16 protein-coding genes are annotated in these 21,666 nt (G+C 44.0%); 5 read left to right on the forward strand and 11 right to left on the reverse strand.

The window, feature by feature from the left end; genetic code table 11:
* Positions 1-75 precede the first annotated feature (75 nt).
* Both KP77_RS13510 and KP77_RS13515 read right to left on the reverse strand, forming a co-directional pair.
* Positions 76-2,049, reverse strand: a complete 1,974-nt coding sequence (locus KP77_RS13510; RefSeq protein WP_041123257.1) for a sensor domain-containing protein — start codon at positions 2,047-2,049, stop codon at positions 76-78.
* A gap of 119 nt (positions 2,050-2,168) precedes the next feature.
* Positions 2,169-4,274 (reverse strand): FapA family protein, encoded by a 2,106-nt coding sequence (locus KP77_RS13515; protein ID WP_235420725.1) that lies wholly within the window; start codon positions 4,272-4,274, stop codon positions 2,169-2,171.
* A gap of 869 nt (positions 4,275-5,143) precedes the next feature.
* Here KP77_RS13515 and treP point away from each other — a divergent pair.
* Positions 5,144-6,580 (forward strand): PTS system trehalose-specific EIIBC component, encoded by a 1,437-nt coding sequence (gene treP / locus KP77_RS13520; RefSeq protein ID WP_041123259.1) that lies wholly within the window; start codon positions 5,144-5,146, stop codon positions 6,578-6,580.
* Positions 6,581-6,732: 152 nt separating this feature from the next.
* Positions 6,733-8,418: an alpha,alpha-phosphotrehalase gene (treC, locus tag KP77_RS13525; protein WP_041123260.1), complete on the forward strand. Its 1,686-nt coding sequence runs from the start codon at positions 6,733-6,735 to the stop codon at positions 8,416-8,418.
* A 461-nt stretch (positions 8,419-8,879) separates the two neighbouring features.
* Here treC and KP77_RS13530 read toward each other — a convergent pair whose 3' ends face one another.
* The 3 genes from KP77_RS13530 to KP77_RS13540 all read right to left on the reverse strand — a co-directional run bounded on the left by KP77_RS13530 (position 8,880) and on the right by KP77_RS13540 (position 11,953).
* Positions 8,880-9,974, reverse strand: coding sequence for an amidohydrolase (locus tag KP77_RS13530; protein ID WP_041123261.1), 1,095 nt, complete (start codon positions 9,972-9,974; stop codon positions 8,880-8,882).
* A gap of 4 nt (positions 9,975-9,978) precedes the next feature.
* Positions 9,979-11,091, reverse strand: a complete 1,113-nt coding sequence (locus KP77_RS13535; RefSeq protein ID WP_041123262.1) for a mandelate racemase/muconate lactonizing enzyme family protein — start codon at positions 11,089-11,091, stop codon at positions 9,979-9,981.
* A 286-nt stretch (positions 11,092-11,377) separates the two neighbouring features.
* Entirely contained in the window at positions 11,378-11,953 is a 576-nt protein-coding gene (locus KP77_RS13540) for a hypothetical protein (RefSeq protein WP_041123263.1), read from the reverse strand.
* A gap of 484 nt (positions 11,954-12,437) precedes the next feature.
* Between KP77_RS13540 and treR the strand changes: the two genes are divergently transcribed.
* Positions 12,438-13,157, forward strand: coding sequence for a trehalose operon repressor (gene treR / locus KP77_RS13550; protein WP_041123265.1), 720 nt, complete (start codon positions 12,438-12,440; stop codon positions 13,155-13,157).
* A gap of 270 nt (positions 13,158-13,427) precedes the next feature.
* On the opposite strand, the gene KP77_RS13555 is transcribed toward treR, so the two are convergent.
* Both KP77_RS13555 and KP77_RS13560 read right to left on the reverse strand, forming a co-directional pair.
* Entirely contained in the window at positions 13,428-14,102 is a 675-nt protein-coding gene (locus KP77_RS13555) for a response regulator (protein ID WP_041123266.1), read from the reverse strand.
* Positions 14,103-14,122: 20 nt separating this feature from the next.
* A complete protein-coding gene (locus tag KP77_RS13560) occupies positions 14,123-15,265 on the reverse strand; it encodes a sensor histidine kinase (RefSeq protein WP_041123267.1) in 1,143 nt (380 codons plus the stop codon).
* A 327-nt stretch (positions 15,266-15,592) separates the two neighbouring features.
* On the opposite strand from KP77_RS13560, the gene KP77_RS13565 reads away from it, so the two are divergent.
* The gene (locus KP77_RS13565) at positions 15,593-16,231 is read left to right on the forward strand and encodes a YigZ family protein (RefSeq protein ID WP_041123268.1); all 639 of its coding nucleotides are present in this window, start codon (positions 15,593-15,595) and stop codon (positions 16,229-16,231) included.
* Between the two features lie 154 nt (positions 16,232-16,385).
* Positions 16,386-17,468 (forward strand): LCP family protein, encoded by a 1,083-nt coding sequence (locus KP77_RS13570; protein ID WP_041123269.1) that lies wholly within the window; start codon positions 16,386-16,388, stop codon positions 17,466-17,468.
* Positions 17,469-17,778: 310 nt separating this feature from the next.
* Here KP77_RS13570 and KP77_RS13575 read toward each other — a convergent pair whose 3' ends face one another.
* The 4 genes from KP77_RS13575 to pssD form a co-directional block, all read right to left on the reverse strand.
* Positions 17,779-18,828: a glycosyltransferase family 4 protein gene (locus KP77_RS13575; RefSeq protein ID WP_041123270.1), complete on the reverse strand. Its 1,050-nt coding sequence runs from the start codon at positions 18,826-18,828 to the stop codon at positions 17,779-17,781.
* A 356-nt stretch (positions 18,829-19,184) separates the two neighbouring features.
* On the reverse strand, positions 19,185-20,726 hold the full coding sequence (gene murJ, locus KP77_RS13580; RefSeq protein WP_052474226.1) for a murein biosynthesis integral membrane protein MurJ: 1,542 nt from the start codon (positions 20,724-20,726) through the stop codon (positions 19,185-19,187).
* On the reverse strand, positions 20,713-21,192 hold the full coding sequence (gene pssE / locus KP77_RS13585) for a PssE/Cps14G family polysaccharide biosynthesis glycosyltransferase (RefSeq protein WP_041123271.1): 480 nt from the start codon (positions 21,190-21,192) through the stop codon (positions 20,713-20,715). Before pssE ends, murJ begins: the two co-directional genes overlap by 14 nt.
* Entirely contained in the window at positions 21,189-21,665 is a 477-nt protein-coding gene (gene pssD, locus KP77_RS13590; RefSeq protein WP_041123272.1) for a PssD/Cps14F family polysaccharide biosynthesis glycosyltransferase, read from the reverse strand. The genes pssE and pssD overlap by 4 nt, the downstream gene beginning before the upstream one ends.
* Between the last annotated feature and the right edge of the window lies 1 nt (position 21,666).

The raw sequence follows: 21,666 nt of genomic DNA on the forward strand, positions 1-21,666 counted from the left end.
GCCAGCAAAAACACTGCAACCAACCCCGCGCACAGCACTCCGTCCCGCTGTCCACCACAAAACAAAAAGAGCACCTTACTCAGGCACTCTCTCCTTCAACACCTTCTCATAATAAAACTGTTCACATTCTTCCAATGTCAGTGGCTTAAAATAGTAATATCCCTGCATATCACTGCAGCCATTCATTTTCAGGAAGTCGCGCTGTTCCACTGTTTCAACACCTTCTGCCAGCACGTCGAGTTCGAGACTGTTGGCGAGTTTGATAATAGAAACCAATATTGCTTCACCTTTTAGATCTGTCATAATCTGATCAGTAAAGTGCTTATCAATCTTGATTTTATCGACAGGAAACTGGTTCAGATAGGACAGCGTTGAGTAGCCTGTCCCGAAGTCGTCGATTGCGACCCGGATGCCAAGGTCGCGCAGGCGTTCAAGTGTTTGGACGCTTTCTTTGTGTGAAAATAACTGAATATTTTCTGTGATTTCAAGCTCAATCTGGTCAAATGGAATCTTATGGTCCGTGATGATTTGTTCTAAATAGGCAATAAAGTTTTTGTTGCGAAACAGGCCTGATGAAATGTTAAATGCGATCAAGCCATCAAAGCTAAAATGCTTTATCCATTCAGCAAATCTGCTGAGACACCAGTCAAGCTGGTGACGCGTCAGTTTTTCCATCATGCCGGATGTTTCAGCGATCGGGATAAATTCTGCCGGTGAGACTGGACCCAGTACTGGGTGTGTCCAGCGGGTAAGCACTTCTACTCCTGTAATCCAGTTTTTATTAGAATCAATTTGTGGCTGATAGACAAAGTCAAGTTCATCTCGTTCGATGACTTTTTTCAGCTCCTGCTGGATGATCAGGTCACGCGAAACGCTCTCATGCATGACCGGGTCATACATCACTGCTTTTGTGAGCTGTTTTTTCTTTGCTTCATACATTGCAATGTCTGCTTTATCAATCAGTATGTCCACCAGATTACCGTCTTTCGGATACTGGCTCACGCCCACGCTCGGCTCTACATGAATTTCAGGACGATCCTGCAATACAAAGGAATTGCTGAACATCCCAATGATCCGGTTACCAAGATTCTCCACCTCACCCTGATTTAGCTGCTCAGGCACTAGAATCAGATATTCATCCCCACCCAGTCTTGAGATCGTCATGTCATCAGGCAGGTTTTTTTGAAGTCTCATCCCGATTTTACGAATCAGCCTGTCCCCTACATCATGTCCGTACAGATCATTGATGATCTTAAACTGATCAAGGTCCAGGAAGTAGATTGTAAACGGTTGATTTTTATCTATATATTCTTTCATTAATTCGTAGGAATAACGTCTATTCGGCAGACCGGTTAGATGGTCTGAATTTGCAGACTGCCAAAGTGATTTTTCCATTTCTTTCTGGTCGTTAATGTTTCTGAAATATACTGAAAGTCCACCCTGCCTGTTTGGATAAGCCGTGATGTCAAACCAACTTTTGTTTGGTTCGTAATATTCCTCAAATTTCGTTGGAATTTGATCATGTATTGTTTTAAAATAATGTTCTTCAAAGCCTGTCCCCCACGCATCCGGGAATAGCAGCCACATATTTTTTCCAATCAATTCTTCACGCGTTTTATATAGCAATTTTTCGGCTTCGTGATTGACGTATGTGAAGCACCAGTTTTTATCAAGTGAAAAGAATGCCTCACTCATACTCTCTAAGACATCAACAGCATTTTCAGTGACTACAGCTGAATCGACAGCTGGTAACACCTGAAAAAGTAAATGTGTGTCATTGCATTTGGTAATAGACAATTGACAATGACTATATTTAACAGTACGAAAATAATAATCAACAAAATCTATCTTTCCACGCCATACTTTCTGGCATTTCTTTTTAATAAATGGTGTCCTGATTAACCGATTCAAGCTGCTGTATTCTTTGCCGGCATGGTCAACCACGTCCTCAAACTGGTCCCATGCTGAATTGGTCAGCAGCACAACGCCGCTCTCATCAATCGTTGCTGCAGGCAGTTGAAAAAGTTTAATCAAGTGTTGTGCATCCATGATGATCACCTCAGGAACTTTACTCATAATTAAAAACTTACAAATACTATATCGACATGATTATCCAAATTTGAAACATCTTATCAGTAATATTATATTTCCTGTTCACCTTATCTGTCTTACTGTAAGATAATATCCCCCCTTTTATCGATCCTTGCAACTACTTTTTCATATCTTTTTGACAGGATTTTTTTTCGGTTTCCGATCCTAAGAACAGTTCCTTCGAATGCAACACCTATATTGATGACGGCATACTGTGGCACAGCAAGAATAGTTGTTGTACCGCTTGCTGCTCCAGCTTCACTAATATTCATCCCCTTCTCTGCATATGCTTCTCCACCCCTCATTGCACCGGTAATTGTCATATATCCTCCTGAATGAATTCTCGACTGTATACAGCTGCGGCCAGTGATAGAGAGATTTCCACCTGCATGTATTCTGCTGTTCATCACGTTTTGCACTCTGATTGTTGATAATGTCTCATCAGAAACATTCAACTCTTCCTGAAGGGAAGCCAGTTGATGTGATAAAAGCGTTATATTCTGCATTGAAATCGACTTTCCTGATACTGTTAAAAATATGTCTGAAATCTGATCTGCGGTCTCTTCCCATCTGCTATCATGAAGCTGTACCCTACCTTCTTTAACCAGCTTCACATATTTCTTCATGCGTGGAATTAAATCACTGAACTTATTTTCTATTAAAATGCGCAGAAGTGGCTGCAGACCTCTTTCAGTAAGATCCGTTTTTTTAAAATCCGGGGATTGTAAAAGCTGAGAGATCGCAGTGATGATTTGATCGATATCCTGTTTTAAAACTCCAACTAAAATAGAGAGCTTCGACGTAGTTAAATTATTTTGGCCTGCTGAGAGATCTGAAGAAATAACATTTCCTTTCACACTAATCGCGCCAGTAGAATGACAATGTGATCCACTGATGTTTTTTCCGATGATGATATTGCCCTGAGCTTCAATTTTCATCCCGTGATGAACCTCTCCTGTAATGTCAATATCGCCAAAAAATGATATATTTCCTGATTCAAGGCTGATGTCCCCGTTATGAACAAGTTTTGGCACCACTGCCATTTTGTATAATTGACCCCGTTGTTCAATTTGCGGTCGTCCATTTTCAGTGGCAATGACTTTATCATCAATCTGTTCTACACCTTTACCAAGTCTCAAAATGATTGGATATACCGGTTTAGGATGAATAGTTTCTCCAAACACAGAGCTTCCGGCGATTCCTTCCTCAGATGGATGAATGATTCCGATCACATCGCCTGATTCAACGTTTGGAAATACTTTTGTGTCACGGAAGTCTATTTTTCCATGCTCATCTTCTTTCAGCTTTTCTTTTATACTGGTTTCTACTTTTACCTCAAGCCATCCGTCCTTTCCATTAATTGGAGCAGTTCCTGCAGCGATCCTGTATTTCCCGGGAACTTCACTGTTGAGTGCTTTGATCAGTTCATCTTGGACAAGATTTTGCAAAATTGATTTTTCCTTCATCTCCTCTTTAACTTCGCTTTCTGACAAAGACAGCTGTGTAATCTTTTTTTCTGTAAATAATAGTGTTAATTCAGAAGCAGGTGCCATATCAGAAATACGGCGGGTAATCTCATAACCAGGCTCTATTTCCAGATAAGCATTTAATTTATCCTGATCAATAGAAATACACCATTCAGTTTTTTTACATTCATTCTGTATGTCTAAACTGAATGTATCTTCCGGTGAAAGGACAACAGTTTTCTCATTGACAGGTAACTGATTACAATAAAGCATCATTTCTTCCGGGATAATGACCGCAGGCAGTTTTTGACTTCCGGATTTTACAATTAACTGACCATTTTCAACACTTACAGAGCCATATTTGTCAAGCATTTCTGTCTTGATAGAAGAATGTTCTAAAATGGTAGCCGATTCCTCAAGACCATCATTATCAATTAAAGCAACCGATTGAGTATCAGATCGTTTAGCAAAATGACTTTCTGACTCCCTGCTATTCATTTCAGCTATTAGTCCGATTTTTTCAGCTCCTGCTGAGTCATCATCTTTATGCATCATGATCAGCTTGACTACCGCCTGCTTTGTGCCAATCTTCAGAAATCCTTTTGAAGGGGCTTGAAGAATTTCGATATGGACCGTCTCTTTTGGTACTTTAAGGATATCAATACCGGTTTGTACAGCTTCATGAATCGTTCGTCCTTTTGAAATAATACTCTCCATTTTTTTCACCAGCCCTCTTTGGATTGTTGTGTTACTTTGCCCTTCACTTCATTTGCTTTCTAAATTAAAAATTTATATAAAATTGATCATACTTTTTTATATAATAGCTCTGGTAAAGGTGGCTGTTGATTTCCGCTGCAGGTGGAACGCTTTCTGCATGAACCGTTTTTTTGCTCCGGTTCAATCGGACCTCTTCGTTGCGTTGCGTCTACGGGGTCTCACCTGTCAGGCTTCTCCTGCTGGAGTCGTCCCTCTTACGTACCAATCAACAGCTGTGCTAAGACATAGAGCTTTAACATAGCTACATAATAAATACAGGTGAATAAAGTAATATCTTAAACAATCTCTATAAATGAGTACATAGATCTATTATCAGTATAATTTTACCCCTTTCATTTTAATTTTTCAATTGTATATTAACTGAACATTATAAATATTTTACCGACTATTTATTCTGTTCATACTTAAAGCTTTTATAATTGACAGCATGTATATACATGTTATAGGATTATAAATGCAAAATGTAAGCGCTGTTTATATGGATAGCGAGGAGTGCAGTATCAGGACAGTTTCGAAGACCCGGGACAGTCCCGGGTCTTCACCGGCAAGCACTGTGGCTCCAGTTGTCGTATTTTGGCTGGCAGCTGTCGTGTTTTGCGCTGCAGCTGTTTGATACACCCGGGTTTGCTGTAGTGAGTCGGTCCACAGTTGTAGTGAAACCCCCCACAGCTGCAGTGAGTCACACGTATGCCAGTGGTCATAGAAAGACCGATTTAACTCCAATTCCCAGTGTTTTTTCCCGAATATCGGGAATAGATGAAATGAAGTGCCACGTAAATGAAAACGGTTTCGAAAGGGAGGTTTCATAGATGAGCGATGTGAATCGTGAACAGGTGCGCCAGATTGTTGAAGCAATCGGCGGACAGGAAAACATCGACACAGCCACACACTGTGTCACGCGTCTCCGCTTCGTCCTTAACGATGAAAGCAAGGTGGACAAGAAGAAGCTTGAGTCAATTGATCTTGTGAAAGGGTCATTTTCCAACAGCGGACAATTCCAGGTCGTAATCGGCCAGGGACTTGTCGACAAAGTGTACAAGGTTTTAGCAGAAGAAACAGGTATTCAGGAAGTATCGAAGGATGATGTGAAAAGCGCAGCGACAAAGAATATGAATCCGCTGCAAAGAGCCATCAAACTGTTAGCTGATATCTTTATTCCAATTCTTCCGGCAATCGTAACAGCAGGTTTGCTGCTTGGTTTGAACAATGTATTGACAGCAGAGGACTTATTCGGTCCTGATCCACTGATCGTCACGTATCCTCAGTGGGCTGATATAGCAGAAGTTATTAACATTATAGCCAGCGCCGCCTTCACCTTTTTACCTGCATTGATCGGCTGGTCAGCAGTAAAAAGGTTCGGGGCCAATCCTTTAATGGGTATTGTGCTTGGTCTGGTACTAGTTCATCCTGCTCTATTGAGTGCATACGCTTATCCGAATGCGCTGCAGGAAGGTACAGTGCCAACCTGGAATTTATTCGGCTTAACCGTTGAATCAATCGGTTATCAGGGTCAGGTACTTCCGGTATTAGTGGCAGCTTATCTGTATGCGGTGATTGAAAAGTTCCTGAACAGACGCGTTCATGATTCAATCAAACTGTTAGTTGTCGCACCGGTATCAATTTTAATTACTGGTTTCGCAGCATTTATCGTCATTGGACCACTGACATTCGCAGCAGGTACAGCCGTAACTGATGCAGTTGTTTATATGTTTGAAAACTTCGGCTGGTTAGGCGGTCTGATCTATGGTGGATTCTATGCAGTACTTGTTATCACAGGTATGCACCATACATTCCTGCCTGTTGACCTGCAGCTGATTTCAGATCAGGGCGGTACATTCCTATGGCCGATCCTTGCCCTGTCAAATATCGCACAGGGTTCAGCAGCATTTGCGATTTTCGCAGCAACGTTCTTTATGAAAGGTAAAGATGAGAAGTTGAAAGGACTTGCGAGTTCTTCAGGTATCTCAGCATGGCTTGGTGTCACAGAGCCTGCACTATTCGGGGTCAACCTGCGCTATAAATTCCCATTCATCTGTGCATTAGTCGGCTCAGGTATCGCAGGTATCATCCTTGGTGCCAACTTCGTCCTCGCCAACTCAATCGGCGTCGGCGGTGTACCGGGTATCATCTCAATCCAAAGCCAATTCTGGGGCATATTCGCACTAGGCATGGGTATCGTCATCGTCGTCCCATTCGCCCTAACACTTGCATACGCACTAGTCGTGAAAAAAGGAAAGCTTGAGTAGACAATAACAAAGAGCTGTGAGAAGAAATTTTCACAGCTCTGTTTTTTAGTAAAAGAACGAAGAGGCGGGACTGTCCCGGGTCTTCAGTGACCACCCGCGTGCAGCGTAGACCCGGGTCAGACCCTCTACTACTTTTTTAAGGAGGCATTCACATGGCGCAACCCTGGTGGAAAAAAGCAGTGGTGTATCAGATTTATCCAAAGAGTTTCAATGACACAACCGGTAATGGTGTCGGAGATCTGAACGGGATTACAGAGAAACTTGATTATTTGAATGAACTTGGGGTCGACGTCCTCTGGCTGACTCCGCCTTATAAATCACCCCAGCGTGACAACGGGTACGATATCAGCGACTACTTCTCGATTCATGAAGAGTACGGATCAATGGAAGATTTCGACCGTATGCTTGAAGAAGCTCACAAGCGTGATATCCGCATCATTATGGATATCGTTGTGAATCACACTTCTACTGAGCACGAATGGTTTGTTGAGTCGCGCAAGTCCAAAGACAATGAGTACCGTGATTTCTATATTTGGAAAGACGGGAAGGAAGATGGATCTGAGCCGACGAACTGGGCATCGAAGTTTGGCGGTAATGCGTGGCAGTATGACGAAGCAAGCGGCCAGTACTACCTGCACCTTTTTGACGTAACGCAGGCTGATCTGAACTGGGAAAATGAAAAGGTTCGCCGTGAAATTTACGATATGATGAATTTTTGGGCTGAAAAAGGCGTGGATGGCTTCCGCCTTGACGTGGTTAACCTTGTATCAAAAAATCAGGACTTCCCTGATGAGACAGGTGACGGTGACGGACGCCGCTTCTATACAGACGGTCCGCATGTGCATGAATATATGCATGAAATGAATCAGGAAGTGTTTTCAAAGCATGACCTGCTGACGGTTGGGGAAATGTCTTCCACAACGATTGATCATTGTATTAAATACTCAAATCCTGAACGCGAAGAATTGAGTATGACGTTCAATTTCCATCATTTAAAAGTGGATTATCCAAACGGTGAAAAGTGGACAGTCGCTGATTTTGATTTCCTTCAGTTAAAAGACATTCTTTCAACATGGCAGGTCGGTATGAATGAAGGCGGCGGATGGAATGCGCTGTTCTGGTGCAATCACGACCAGCCGCGCGTTGTATCACGCTATGGAAACGATGGTGAATACCACCGCGAGTCTGCTAAAATGCTTGCGACAACCGTGCACATGATGCAAGGTACTCCCTACATTTATCAGGGTGAGGAGTTTGGGATGACCAATCCGAAATTCACGTCAATTGATGAATACCGTGATGTTGAGTCACTGAACATTTATAATATCCTGCTTGAACAGGGTAAGAGCGAAGAGGAAATTCTTCAGATCCTGCGCCAGAAATCGCGTGATAATTCACGTACGCCTGTGCAGTGGGATGATACTGAGCATGCAGGCTTCACGAGCGGTACACCATGGATTCCAGTTGCGAAAAATTTCAAAGAACATAACGCAAAAACTGCACTGGAAGACCGCGATTCAGTCTTTTATCACTACCAGAAGCTTGTTCAGCTGCGCAAGGATCATGATATTCTGACTGACGGCAACTATGAGCTGCTGCTGGCAGATCATCCGGCCATTTTTGCTTACACGCGCAGTACTGAAAATGAGACGCTGCTTGTGGTGAATAACTATTATGCAAAGGAAACAGTGTTTGAGATGCCTGAGTCACTGGCTGAAAAGCTGGAAGGCTTCACGCGTCCTGACGTATTAATTCAGAATTACAGCGATGTAAATGGGGATGCGGCGCATTATACGCTACGACCGTATGAGTCGATTGTATTTCATTATAAGAAGTAATTGATTGAAAAAGATCCGTCCGGGGCCGTCGAGTCCCGGGCGGATTTTTGTGTGGTGCGGGCGGATTTTCTGGCGCGACGGTCGCATCACCGCCCACGAATGTCGTATGTGACCGCGCGACGGTCCAATACACCCGGGTTGGAGGTCATATATACGCCGGTGAAGGTCGTATATGCACAATCGAGTGTCGTATCCGACTGTTCCGTTGCAGCGCCCCTCCCTCTTAATGCCCTTAAGAAACTAAGGTCCTGTTTCCTAAAGGCATTCAGAGCGGCTTCGCGGTGCATGCACGGGCCTCAGTTGTAGTATTTTCGCTTGCAGCTGAAGTGTTTTGCTCTGCAGCTGTCGGATACACCCGGATTTGTTGCAGTGAGACAGCCACCAGCTGTAGTGAGACGCGATCTGGTTGCAGTGAACCCCGCACCCGATGGTCAGAGCGTAGTACCGGCTCTGACCCTCTACTACCCTTCCATCGCCATCTCAACTGCACGCGTAATCACGCGCACGCCCTGCTCCAGACAATCATGGTTAAATGTCATATCCGGATGGTGAAGTCCCGGCGTGAGGTCTGATCCAAGGCCGAGCATAACTGCTTTCAGTTCAGGCTTTTCAATTGTGTAGTAATGGAAATCGTCACTGCCTGGTGTGACAACGCGCGGTCGCAATGATTCCTCTCCCATTTCCGTAATAATCGCTTCACGCATGATGGCTTCTGCATCCTCATTGATCGCAGCTGCCGGCGTGTAATCGACCCACTCCCCTTCAATTTTCACCCCAAGCATCCCGCTCATTGCAGCAACCTTTTCTTCAATCAGCCGCTGAAGTTCAGCCATCGATTCGTTGGTCTGAGCCCTCACGTCGAGTGCAAATGTTGCTGAACCCGGAATGATATTATAGTTTGAAGCGCCTGCATGAAAGTTCGTCATTTTTACAGAGTGTGGAATCATCGGCGACAATCGTACAGTATGCATCTGCTGAGCCAGTGCAAACCCTGCTTCGATCGCATTTACTCCCTGATGAGGACGTGCCCCGTGAAGGTCTTTACCCGTAATTTTACCTTCATAGAAAATACCGCCGCCATGTGAAATGGCCGGCGCGGCTTCACCGAATGAAAGCTCTTCTTTTGGACGAAGATGTACGCCAAACAGCATCTTTAATCCATCTGCCCCACCGCTTTTAATGACAGCAAGCGAGCCATTGCCCTGCTCCTCAGCTGGCTGGAATATACATCTGAATGTCCCTTTTAATGAATCTTCTTTTTCTTTTAAAGCTAAAAGCGTTCCGATCCCGATCGTCATATGCGCGTCATGCCCGCAAGAATGATTCCCCTGCATCTTACCGTCCACTTCCTGCCACAATGCATCAATATCCGCACGCAGTCCAATCACAGGCTCACCGCTTCCTACTTCAGCAATTAACCCGGTGTGCTTTTTGAAAAGCTGCACGCGAATGCCTGCCCGCTCAAGCGTATTTGCAATGTAATCAGTCGTCTTCACTTCTTTAAAACTGATCTCCGCAAGTCCGTGAAGATCCTGCCAAATCTGTTCAAGTTTCATCCCTTCACACCTCCACAATCTTATGACACTCACTTAACTTTTCAAGAACCTGTTCATCCACATCAACACCAAGTCCAGGCTTTTCCGCTAAATGAACGAACGGAATCTTATACGTTAAATTACCCGGATCCTCAGAAAACAGCAGCGGTCCGGTGAGCTCAGTCGTTTCAATATTCTTACGGGCAATCGCTGCATGGTAACCGGCAGCCGATCCGATTGATGACTCAACCATCGAACCAATCTGGCACTTAAGTCCAGCTGACTCAGCAATTTTAGCCATATTGATGACCGGGTAAATGCCACCGCTTTTCATCAGCTTCAAATTAATTTTATCAGCAGCGCGGGTATTGATTGCCCGCTGAAGATCTATTTCTGAACAGATACTTTCATCGAGCATAAGCGGCGTCTTCGTTGATCCGCGCAGCTCATTCATTTCAGCAAAAGCTTCAGGCACAAGCGGCTGTTCAACCCAGTCAAGGTTCAGATCCTCACACTGAGCAAGCGCTCGCTTAGCTGTCTCATACGTACCCCAGCCCTGATTCACATCCACACGGATCGGTACATCTTCACCAACTGCGGACCTGATTGCTTGCAGTCGCTGAATATCAAACACCGCATCTCCACTCAGCTTGATTTTCAAATGCTGATAGCCGCCTTCAAGTGCAGCGAGTGCAGCCTCACTCATTTTTTCAGATGACCCGATCGAAATGACTTTCGGATAACTCAAAGAGTCATGCGCTTTTCCGCCGATCAGGTCATAAACAGGCATCCCTGTGATTTTACCCATCAGATCATAACACGCAATATCCACCGCCGCTTTGATCGAAGGGTTTCCTTTAAGCGCAAGATTCATGCGGTGATGAACCTCTTCGATTTGAAAAGGAGACAGCCCTTTTAACTGAGGTAAAATGACTTTTTCCAACAGCGCATATGACCCATAAAACGATTCTCCTGTCACATGTTCATCAGGCACTGCCTCACCAAAACCCTCATGGCCGGTGTCTGTCGTCAGCTTCAAAATAATAGAAGGCATGGACTCAAACCTTGCATATGATACGACAAACGGCTCTTTAAGGGGGAGATGAATCCCCCATATTTCAGCACGAATAATTTTCAAACCAATCCAACTCCATTTCCCGGGAAATTATGTCGATATGTATGGAAAAATGCACCTCTTAATTGAGATGCATTCATTGACGTGATTAACCGTTGAAACAAAAAACTTTATTTCTCATAGTCCATGAATCTATTTTCACAGCGCTAATCGGAGTGGAAGGCGGGGACTCCGGGACGATTAGCGGGTAGCTGAGACCCCGCAAGTCGAAGACTGAGGAGGCTCAGCGACCGCCGTCCGGAAAGCATCCGCCTGAAACGCAGATTAGCGCCCACTTTTAGAGATGAATTTAAGGTGCAGCAATAAACTGAATCGAAGCGATTTTCCACTCGCCTTCAACTTCCTTCATAATTGTCACCTGGCGACCGCTTCTTGTGACTTCAGCTCCAGACGCCGGATCAGTCGTCGTCAGTTCCATATTTGAAAACACCTCGGCAGACCCTTCTTCATAGCCGCTGATTGTCTGCTCAACAACCTCTCTCTGTACATCAAACTGGGTGAACACTTCTTCAAGCGCTTCGCGTTCTTCCTCTTCATTATAGTAATCTTCCCCAAATAAAAGCAGATCCATATAGCCTTCTAAATCTTTATTATTAAAGGTTTCGATATACTGATCGAATACCGCCATAATCTCTTCTTTTGCTTCTGCCGGTACTTCAGCACTTTCAACATTACCTTCTTCGTCGAATACGATACCCTCTTCTGACTGGGTGCTGCTGTCAGGCGCATGCGTTTCCTGCCCCTCTCCTGTCAGACCATCATCTGCTGAATTTGCATTTGTATCCGTACTTTCTTCGTCACTGCATCCTGCCAGCACAACCGCAAGCAGACCGGCAGCCAGTGTTGTCTTAAAAAGCTTATTCATTAAAACCGTCCTTTCTACTTATAAAATATACTCTGTTAAAGTTGGCTGATGATTTCCGCTGCAAGGGGACGCTTTCCGCATAGGTGCACCGGTTTGTGGCTCTATCCCGCCTCCTCGAGCTTTGCTCTGCGGGGTCTCACCTGTCCGACTTCTCCTGCTGGAGTCGCCCCCTTCCGCTTCAATCATCTGCTGTGCAGACATAACATCTGACTATAACAAAGTCTAAATTTATAATGTATTAACCCCATTAATCATTACCATATCAGCTGGCTCTTGGAGTGGAGGGCGGAGACTCCCGCCCCAGGAAGGGACAGGTGAGACCCCGCAAGGCGAAGCCTGAGGAAGCTCACCGCCCGGGGGCAGGAAAGCGCAGCCCTCCACGGAAAGAGCCAGCGGTATTTGAAGACATATGATATATGAAAATGTTGGACCATCCACTAAAATCCTGTCCCCCCATATGATACAATAAACAAGGGTGATATATATGGCAACTACAAATAAATATATGAACATTTTTCAAGAACTCTCCTCAGAAATAAAAAATGGGGTTTTCGAGCCGAACTCGTTACTCCCTTCTGAACACGAACTGTGTGAGCGATTTAATACATCACGTGAGACAATAAGGAAAGCGCTTACACTTTTATCGCAAAACGGTTTTATACAGAAAATGCAGGGCAAAGGCTCCCTCGTTCTTGATATAAGTAAAATGACGTTTCCTGTTACAGGTCTCGTCAGCTTTAAAGAAATACAGCAGTCGCTTGGGCGTGATATCCAGACGACTGTGCATAAGCTTGAACTGATTGAAGCGGAAGACTGGCTGTCAAATCAGCTTGAGTGTCCTGAGCACGCACTGACGTGGGAGGTTGTCCGTGCACGGACGATTCAGGGTGAGCGTGTGATTCTTGATAAAGACTGGCTGCTTCAGACAACGGTTCCGTCTTTAACAGAAGAGATCTGTGCAGACTCCATTTATGCGTATCTGGAAGGTCAGCTCGGGCTGAACATTTCCTACGCGAAAAAAGAGATCACAGTCGAGCCTGCAACTGATGAGGACCGCGCGCTGCTTGACCTCGACGGCTACAGCCATATCGTACTCGTTAAAAACTTTGTACACCTTGAAGACACATCAATCTTCCAGTACACAGAATCGCGTCATAGACTTGATAAGTTCAAGTTTGTAGACTTTGCGAGACGACGTAAATAAGATCAAACTCCGCCGTTGATCCGGGCGGAGTTTTTGGTTTCTTAAAGGCATGAGGAGGACGTGGTGCCGCGACCGATGCGGGAGCTCACTGCAGCTAAATCGCGTTTCACTACAACCATGGGTGGTCTCACTACAGTAAACCCGGGTGTATCCTACAGCTGTGAGGCAAAACACAACAGCCACCAGCCAAAACACTGCAACAGTGACAACCACACGCCCCCATCACCGCACAAAAAAGCCCCGCCTCAAAGACGGAGCCTCACTTAACAATTATCGCACTTCTACCCAGCCGTTCTTAATCGCTGTAACAACAGCCTGTGTACGGTCGTTTACATTCATTTTCTGTAAGATGTTACTTACATGGTTTTTAACCGTTTTTTCTGAAATGTACAGTCCTTCACCGATACCACGGTTACTTTTACCGTCAGCAAGCATCTGAAGCACTTCACACTCACGCTTTGTTAACAGGTGAAGCGGGCGGCGCACTTCCATCTGCTGGAAGTTACCAGTGAATTCTGCTTCTGCCAGACGGCGGAATTCGTTTACAAGGTTCACTGTTACTTTCGGATGCAGGTAAGAACCACCGTCAGCAACTGTTTTGATTGCTTCGATCAGTGCTTCTGAATCCATTTCTTTCAGCATATATCCAAGTGCACCTGATTTCAGAGCATGTGATACGTAGTTCTCATCATCATGAATTGACAGGATAATGACTTTTGCGTCAGGATGCTTTTTCACAAGCTGGCCTGTTGCTTCTACGCCGTTTACATCAGGCATGTTAATATCCATCAGTACAACGTCCGGCTGATGTGTTTCGTACAGCTCGATTGCCTGAGAACCATCGTCGCCTTCTCCTACGATTTCAAACGTATCTTCAAAATCAAGAATGCGTTTGACTCCTTCACGGAATAACTGGTGATCATCAATAATTAAAATCTTTGTCATGTTAGGTTCCCCCTCAATCTTTAACTTTGAATTGGTACATTGATACTGATTGTCGTACCTTCGCCTGGTTTGGATTGAACATGCATCTTTCCTGATACGAGTTCAACCCTTTCTTTCATTCCGATCATGCCATATGAGCCTTGCTTTTTCTCTGAAGGATCGAATCCCTTACCGTCGTCCTTAATGATTGCATTAACGCAATCCGGACGTATCTCGACTTTCACACTGACTTCACGCGCTTCTGCATGCTTAATCGCATTTTGAACGGCTTCCTGAATCAGTCTGAAGAGCGAGACTTCATATTTTTGATCTAATCTTGATTCTTCCCCAATTTGCTTAAATGATAACTTAGCACCATTACTATACTCTTCGATCGTACTTAAGTACTTTCTGAGGGTGGGAACAAGACCAAGGTCATCGAGCGCCATCGGTCGAAGGTCGTAGATAATTCTCCGTACCTCTGACAATGCTGAGCGGACCATCTTTTTATAGCTTTTGATTTCATTGATAGCTTCTTCAGTGCCTTTATCTCTGAATACACGTTCGATCAGATCGGATCTCATGAGTACGTTTGCCATCATCTGAGCCGGACCGTCGTGTATTTCCCGGGAAAGTCTTTTACGTTCTTCTTCCTGGGCTTCAATAATCTGCATCCCAAAAAGCTGTTTCTGCGCTGCATCTTCAAGCGCTGCACCGACTTTTCTTAAATCACTGTTCAGGTAGCTGAGTACAACAGTAATTTGTGTCACAAGATTTTCAGCCCGGTCAATGGTTTCAACCATGTTCTGTAAGCGGCGTTCGAGATCGTCTCTTCTTTCACGCAGCTGCTTTTCTTCCTGTCTGTTAACCGAGAGTTTCATTTGAAGATCATGCGCCGTCTCATATGCCTGACGGACCTGTTCTTCAGAAAAGTCTTTGAAATGATGACTGACTTCAGCCAGGCGCTTCCTTGCAAACCGAGTACGCCTTTCAAGATCGTCACCTGTATAGATCACACTTGCAATTTTTTCACGTATCAGACCAAGCTCTGAAATGAGCCAGTCATACTCATTGCGTGTCTGCTCACCGATTTCAAAAATTTCTGATTTACTCTGGTCCACAGTCTCTATCATTTTACCCAGTATCGAATCGAGTACCTGGGTATCTATACTATTTGCGGACACGTGCAGACTCCTTTCTCTCGTATACATGTCTTTACAAAAAATTATACTGTTAAACCAGTAAAATTGAAAGTATTGTAGTAAATAAACTTTACCACCGCAACATGTCGAAATTACTCAAAAAAGAAGCTATTTTAAGATACCTTTTTGGCCCCGGTTTATTAAATAAGACCTTATCTATTATAACATCATCACTTTGTCGCGATATTAAAGTTGCATTACAAATGACGCATATGACATTTCACCTTTATTTCATCTCTGCAAAAAATGACGCAGGAGCACGTTTCTTGTTATAATTGTGTAACAAACACACAGATAAAGGAGCAAAATATGCTTAAAAAGTATCTAACCGTCGCGGGAGAAAGTGAAAGTGAGATCGTTATTCAAAAGTCCCGCTTTATCACCTATACAAAACGCACTGAAACAGAAGAAGAGGCTCAGGCGTTTATTCAGGAAATTAAAAAGAAACATCCTTCCGCCAATCACAATTGTTCAGCCTATATGATCGGAGAACACGATCTGATCCAAAAAGCCAATGATGACGGTGAGCCGTCCGGGACTGCAGGCGTCCCGATGCTTGAAGTGCTAAAGAAACAGGGTCTAAAGGACACAACTGTTGTGGTGACGCGTTACTTCGGAGGTATTAAGCTTGGTGGCGGCGGTCTGATCCGTGCATACGGCAAGTCGGTTACTGAAGGGTTAAAAGCAGCAGGAATCGTTGAACGGTCACTAAATAGAATCATGACGTCTAAAATGGATTACACATGGCTTGGTAAAGTCGAGAATGAAGTGCGCTCTTCTCCATATCCTTTAAAAGAGATTCACTATCTTGAAGATGTAGCAGTTGAAACGTATGTTGAAGAAGATGACATTGATTCTTTTACAGCCTGGATGACAGAACTGACGAACGGGCAGGCTGTCATTGAACAGGGTGAAATGGTTTACCGGGAGCAAATTGTAACTGAATAATCGACAATTGTAATGAAAGTTTCATTTTACTGATAGCGGGAAAACAAGTAAAATAGAGATTGGCGATTCTTTTGCCGCTCTATGACAGGTTTTCCCGGTCATAAGAAACGAAGATCATGATTTGGAAATCCCGAGTAAAGGAGCCACTCGAAATATGGACAGAAAAACGTATAAGAAAAAGGCGAAAGCAAAGCGCATCAGAAAGATGATGCTGATGGTGGGTATCCCGCTGCTTTTAATCGCTGTATCCGGGCTAGTATACGGTGGCTATTTGTATACAAAAGCTCAAAATGTGGCTGATGATTCTTTCGAAGAAGTTGAAGGAAGAGACCAGTCAGAACTTCGCGAAAAAGAAGTTGATCCTGATGTTGATAATGTATCCGTCCTGTTTTTAGGTGTAGATGGAAGTGACGTGCGTGAAGAAGCTGCCGGATTTGAAAACGGCACAACACGTACAGATGCGATTATCCTGGCTACATTAAATAATGATGATAAATCAGTCAAATTGACAAGTATTCCACGTGATACACTTGCTTACATTCCTGAAGTGGATTACGAAGATAAAATCAATCATGCACACGCATTCGGCGGACCTAAGGCTTCAATGGAAGCTGTTGAAGAACTGCTTGATGTACCGGTTGACTATTATGTACGTATGAACTTCTATGCATTTATGGATGTAGTAAATGCACTGAATGGTGTTGAAGTGGATGTACCATTTAATATGTATGAAATGAACTCGGATGACCAGAAAGATGCGATCTTCCTTGAAGAAGGCCGTCAGACAGTAGATGGTGAAGAAGCACTTGCTTTTGTCCGCTCAAGACATATGGATAGTGACATTGCCCGCGGCGAACGCCAGCAGGAAGTCATTGACGCGATTCTTGATAAAGCAAAATCTGCCGGTTCGATTAACCGCTACGCTGATGTGATTGATGCAGTCGGCGACAATATGAAAACAAATATGAGATTCTCAGAGATGAGAGCATTTATGTCTTACGCATTGAACTCTAACCTGTCAGTTGATATGCACACATTGGCTGGTGAAGGCGTTATGTATGACGGTGTCTACTATTATGAAGCTTATGAAGATGAACTCGAAACAGTCCGCGCTGACCTGCGCGAACACCTGGGACTCTCATCATTCGTCTCAAACGATGAGTCATCAAGCCTGACAGAAGACAACACGTACAGCGAAAGTGAAACAGCTCAGGAAGATGAAGACTCAGAATGGTAACAAAAAGAGCGCCCAGCCGGCGCTCTTTTTTATATCTATCTTTTATTTATTGATAAGTCTACAGTGTAGTGAATTAAAATAATATATTGCCACAACCATTTTCTATAAAATAAACTGAGGTTCATTGTAGTGGAAGGTGGAGACTCCAGCAGGAGAAGCGTGACAGCTGAAACCCCGCAAACGCAAAGCGTCGAGGAGGCTCACCGGGTCCACAAAACGGGCTAACCACTTGGAAAGCATCCGCCTGTCACGCAGCAAGCCGGTTTCATCCACAAAAAAAGTTGAGACATCTGCGTCTCAACTTTTTTATCTATTCCCGCGCATTCCTCACGCGCATTAATTTCATTAATGGTCTGTAATCTTTCCCGACAAGTCCGATGCTCTCTGCAAAAAGCTCAATTGCAATCAGCATGACACCGATCACTAATACTGAACCCCATACTGTAGACATCGAGAAGATCAGTGCAGACATTCCGAATGTTGCAGCAATCGCATAGATGATCAATACAGTCTGCTTATGAGAATAACCAAGTGCCAGCAATCTGTGGTGCAAGTGGTTTTTATCAGGTGCAGATAATGGCTGCTTATTAACAAAACGTCTCAAGATCGCAAAGAATGTATCAGAGATCGGTACACCAAGCACAATAATTGGAATGATCAGTGAGATCACTGTTACGTTTTTGAACCCAAGCAGGGCAATCACTGAAATCGCAAATCCGAGGAATAGTGCCCCCGTGTCTCCCATAAAGATTTTTGCCGGATGAAAGTTGTAGACTAGGAATCCGAGTACACTTGCGAAAAGCAGCATGCCGATTGCCATAACGAAAATGTTTCCGTCAAGCAGGGCCATCAGACTGATTGTCCCAAGTGCAATAGAAGATACACCTGCAGCCAGTCCATCAAGTCCGTCAATCAGGTTCACTGCGTTTGTAATACCAACAATCCAAAGGACTGTCATCGGAATACTGAACAAGCCGAATTCAAGCTGGCCGCCAAACGGCAGGTTGATATATTCAAGCTGAATGCCTCCAAGAACAACAACGAGTGCTGCAGCAATTTGACCAAGCAGCTTCACTTTTGCTGAAAGTTCACGCATATCATCGAGCACGCCGACAATAATAATGATGATACTTCCGAAAAGCAGCGGCCAAGCAGCTTCATTTTGCGGATTGATCAACACAAATCCAATCACAAAACTGAGGAAAATCGCCAGTCCTCCGAGTCTTGGCATAATCTTCTGGTGGACTTTTCTGTAATTCGGTTTATCAGTAGCGCCTATTTTAAAGGCAAGTTTTTTTACAATCGGTGTTAGAATAATCGAGCTGATAAAGACGATCAGCAGATTCGTTAAAAAAATCATAAGTTTCCTCCTCGAAAACGGTCCGCTTTCATAAATGGAAAATGATTGATTTCACTTTCCATGCAGATTATAGCACAAGTTGTCATAAAAAGAGAACAGTTTCCCAAACTTTAAATCGTTGGTCCTACCACTTCTTCATTGAACAGACGATTGAACCGGGGATAAGTTTCACTTTCTAATTTATTTTTTCTGTTGAAGTTGGCTGGTGATTTCCGCTCCAGGCGGACGCTTTCCAAGTGGATGGGCCGTTTTTTTGCTCCATTAGACCTCCTCAGGCTTCGCCTTGCGGGGTCTCACCTGTACGTTTTATCCCGCTGGAGTCACCGCCTTCCGCTCCAATCACCAGCTGTGCAGAATCATCGATGACCTTTAACTAAATTCTTTATTTTATTCAATAACTTCTTCGACTGATCTGTCCATATGACTAATACCAGGTAGCCTGCTGCGAGGATCATTGCGGATAAGATGAGGCTAAGTAATCCGCTAGATACGTGCATATAATTAAAAATACCCCCTAATGCAACAGATAAAACAAGGATCTTCATGAGTGGTTTGCCAGCATTCGGAACCAGCCCCAATTTCACCTTTGCCATTACGAGAAGCATCACAAGCTGTGTGAGCCCACTGATCGTCATTCCCCAGGCAATAGCCGCGGCACCAATCGTTCCGGTTAACAGGAAGATCACGCTAATATTAACAGCAAAAACATTGATCGCGCCAATCCACACAGCAAGCCAGTTCAGGTTATGCGCATAAAAGAATCTTGTCAGGTACACATTAAGTGCATGCGCCGTCATGCCAATTACAAAGATCTGAAGAAGGCCGGCTGTAATAGCAGAATCTTCACTGCTAAAGGCACCATATTCGAACACAATTCCAATCAAGGCATTTGCATGAAAATAAACAAAAACTGATGCCGGAATAATCAGCAGACACAAATATGTGATCCCTTTTGTGTACATCTGCTGTAACTCATGCGTTTCTTTTTTCACAGCCATCTGACTGATCAATGGAAACAGGACAGTGGTAACAGCTGTGATGAGAATGCTCTGAGGGATCTGTATGAGCTTTGATGAATAGTTCAGTGCTGCAATCGTTCCGTCTCCCATACCGGAAGCAAAAACACGCTGAAGCAGAAAGTACAGCTGGATGGTTGCCCCGCCAATTAAAATTGGCAGCGCACGCCAGAGATACCTCTTCATCAGTCCATCAGACCCGCCGCTAAAAGCAGTTCCAAGTGACAGGTGACGCTTTTTCAACTCTGTCAACAAATAGCCATACATCAGCACAGCCGCTGCAAGCACCGACCAGGCATACGCATCAATCCCAATCACAGGCATAAACACGACTGCCCCGCCTACATACACAATGTTAAATAAAAGCGGTGCGAGTGCTGAAGCTTTATAAAACCTGTTGGCATTCAGGTAGCCGGTAAAGAGCATAGATACCGTTAAAAAGAACGTACCAAGCGCCATGATTCTGAACAAATCAGCTGTCAGTGCCTGCGTGTCACCGTCCATCCCGCCAAAAAACAGACTGATAAATAAATCAGGTACTAAAAAAAAGAGCAGCGAACACCCTGCTGCTGCCAGACCTGTATATGTAAAAATAACGGATGCCGCTTTTCTTTTACCCTGATCAGCTTCATGCGTATAAACACTGATAAAAGCAGTGGTCAGCGCGCCGCCTGCTGCAAGGTAAATAAAGTTCGGAATCGTATAGGCAGCGATAATCGCATCAGCCTCTGCGCTCGTGCCAAAGTGAACACCAATGGCTACTTCCCTCAGAAAACCGATCAGTCTGGCAATCAGGTTAATGACTGCCACACTGCCGATAATTGCTGCGATCTGACGTGGTGTAAATGATTTCATATGATTCATCCATTCAATTTTGATCAATAAACTCCTCAAGAATAGACAGGATCTTTACTCTTCCGCTTTGAAACGGCTTCGGCTCAAACGTTTTTGCCTGTTCAAGCACTTCAGCAAAATCCTGTTCATCATTCCACTCGAGAATATGACCAGAGTCATAAAACTGCCCGACGATCTCAAGCTGGTGATCATCATTATGCTCACCATACTTCTTCAGACGCGGCGCAGCAATCATTCTTTTGCCGATCTTAATGCCTGTAGTAATCGAGCCTGTCCCGCCGTGTGTCACAATAAGAGACGCTTTATCGTACATCTCTTCCATCTCCGTATAGGACATAAAAGGAATCATCTTCATATTTTTTGTTTTAAATGAAGTATGACCACTTTGTACAATGACTTCTTCACTGATCCGCCCGGCTTTTATTTGTTCTTCAATTTGTTCAAGTAATCGCTTAAAGGGCAGCTCATGGGTGCCCAACACAACAAAAATCAATAGATTGAACCCCCATGCACCGCTTTCGGATAATGCTCTTTCATCGTCTCCCATTGCACGATAAATAAGTCGGCAATCGGATACACCATTCTTCCCGATAGCGTAGGTGTTGTAGTTTTTGCAAAGCTTTCAATAAAAACGACCTTTTTACCGAACATCTTTGCGATATAGCACATAGGCACGGCAGTATGCGCACCTGTCGTGACAATGACATCCGGCTTTATTTTAAAGAAATAAATAAAGGACATGATGACATTGTACGAAAACTTGAATAAGTACTTAATTGGATAATTCCTTGCACCATATACGAGAAATGACATATGATACTGGGATTTTAACTCCTCAGTAATCACTGATTTCTCGGTAATAATATGATAGTCGTATTTCTCAAATAACGGTTTCAGCTGTAAAAGCTGTGTCAGGTGTCCGCCCACTGATGATATGAAGAGCACCTTTTTATTCCGTGACGCCATT

It is taken from the genome of Jeotgalibacillus alimentarius (assembly GCF_000829445.1).
Lineage (GTDB): Bacteria > Bacillota > Bacilli > Bacillales > Jeotgalibacillaceae > Jeotgalibacillus > Jeotgalibacillus alimentarius.

What these genes read in the sequence shown, in the direction of transcription:
- pssD (WP_041123272.1), bottom strand. Translation starts at nt 21,665, where the DNA reads ATGGCGTCACGGAATAAAAAGGTGCTCTTCATATCATCAGTGGGCGGA.
- KP77_RS13570 (WP_041123269.1), top strand. Translation starts at nt 16,386, where the DNA reads ATGGACAGAAAAACGTATAAGAAAAAGGCGAAAGCAAAGCGCATCAGA.
- KP77_RS13530 (WP_041123261.1), bottom strand. Translation starts at nt 9,974, where the DNA reads ATGAAACTTGAACAGATTTGGCAGGATCTTCACGGACTTGCGGAGATC.
- KP77_RS13510 (WP_041123257.1), bottom strand. Translation starts at nt 2,049, where the DNA reads ATGGATGCACAACACTTGATTAAACTTTTTCAACTGCCTGCAGCAACG.
- KP77_RS13565 (WP_041123268.1), top strand. Translation starts at nt 15,593, where the DNA reads ATGCTTAAAAAGTATCTAACCGTCGCGGGAGAAAGTGAAAGTGAGATC.
- KP77_RS13575 (WP_041123270.1), bottom strand. Translation starts at nt 18,828, where the DNA reads ATGATTTTTTTAACGAATCTGCTGATCGTCTTTATCAGCTCGATTATT.
- KP77_RS13515 (WP_235420725.1), bottom strand. Translation starts at nt 4,274, where the DNA reads ATGGAGAGTATTATTTCAAAAGGACGAACGATTCATGAAGCTGTACAA.
- treC (WP_041123260.1), top strand. Translation starts at nt 6,733, where the DNA reads ATGGCGCAACCCTGGTGGAAAAAAGCAGTGGTGTATCAGATTTATCCA.
- treR (WP_041123265.1), top strand. Translation starts at nt 12,438, where the DNA reads ATGGCAACTACAAATAAATATATGAACATTTTTCAAGAACTCTCCTCA.
- KP77_RS13540 (WP_041123263.1), bottom strand. Translation starts at nt 11,953, where the DNA reads ATGAATAAGCTTTTTAAGACAACACTGGCTGCCGGTCTGCTTGCGGTT.
- KP77_RS13555 (WP_041123266.1), bottom strand. Translation starts at nt 14,102, where the DNA reads ATGACAAAGATTTTAATTATTGATGATCACCAGTTATTCCGTGAAGGA.
- treP (WP_041123259.1), top strand. Translation starts at nt 5,144, where the DNA reads ATGAGCGATGTGAATCGTGAACAGGTGCGCCAGATTGTTGAAGCAATC.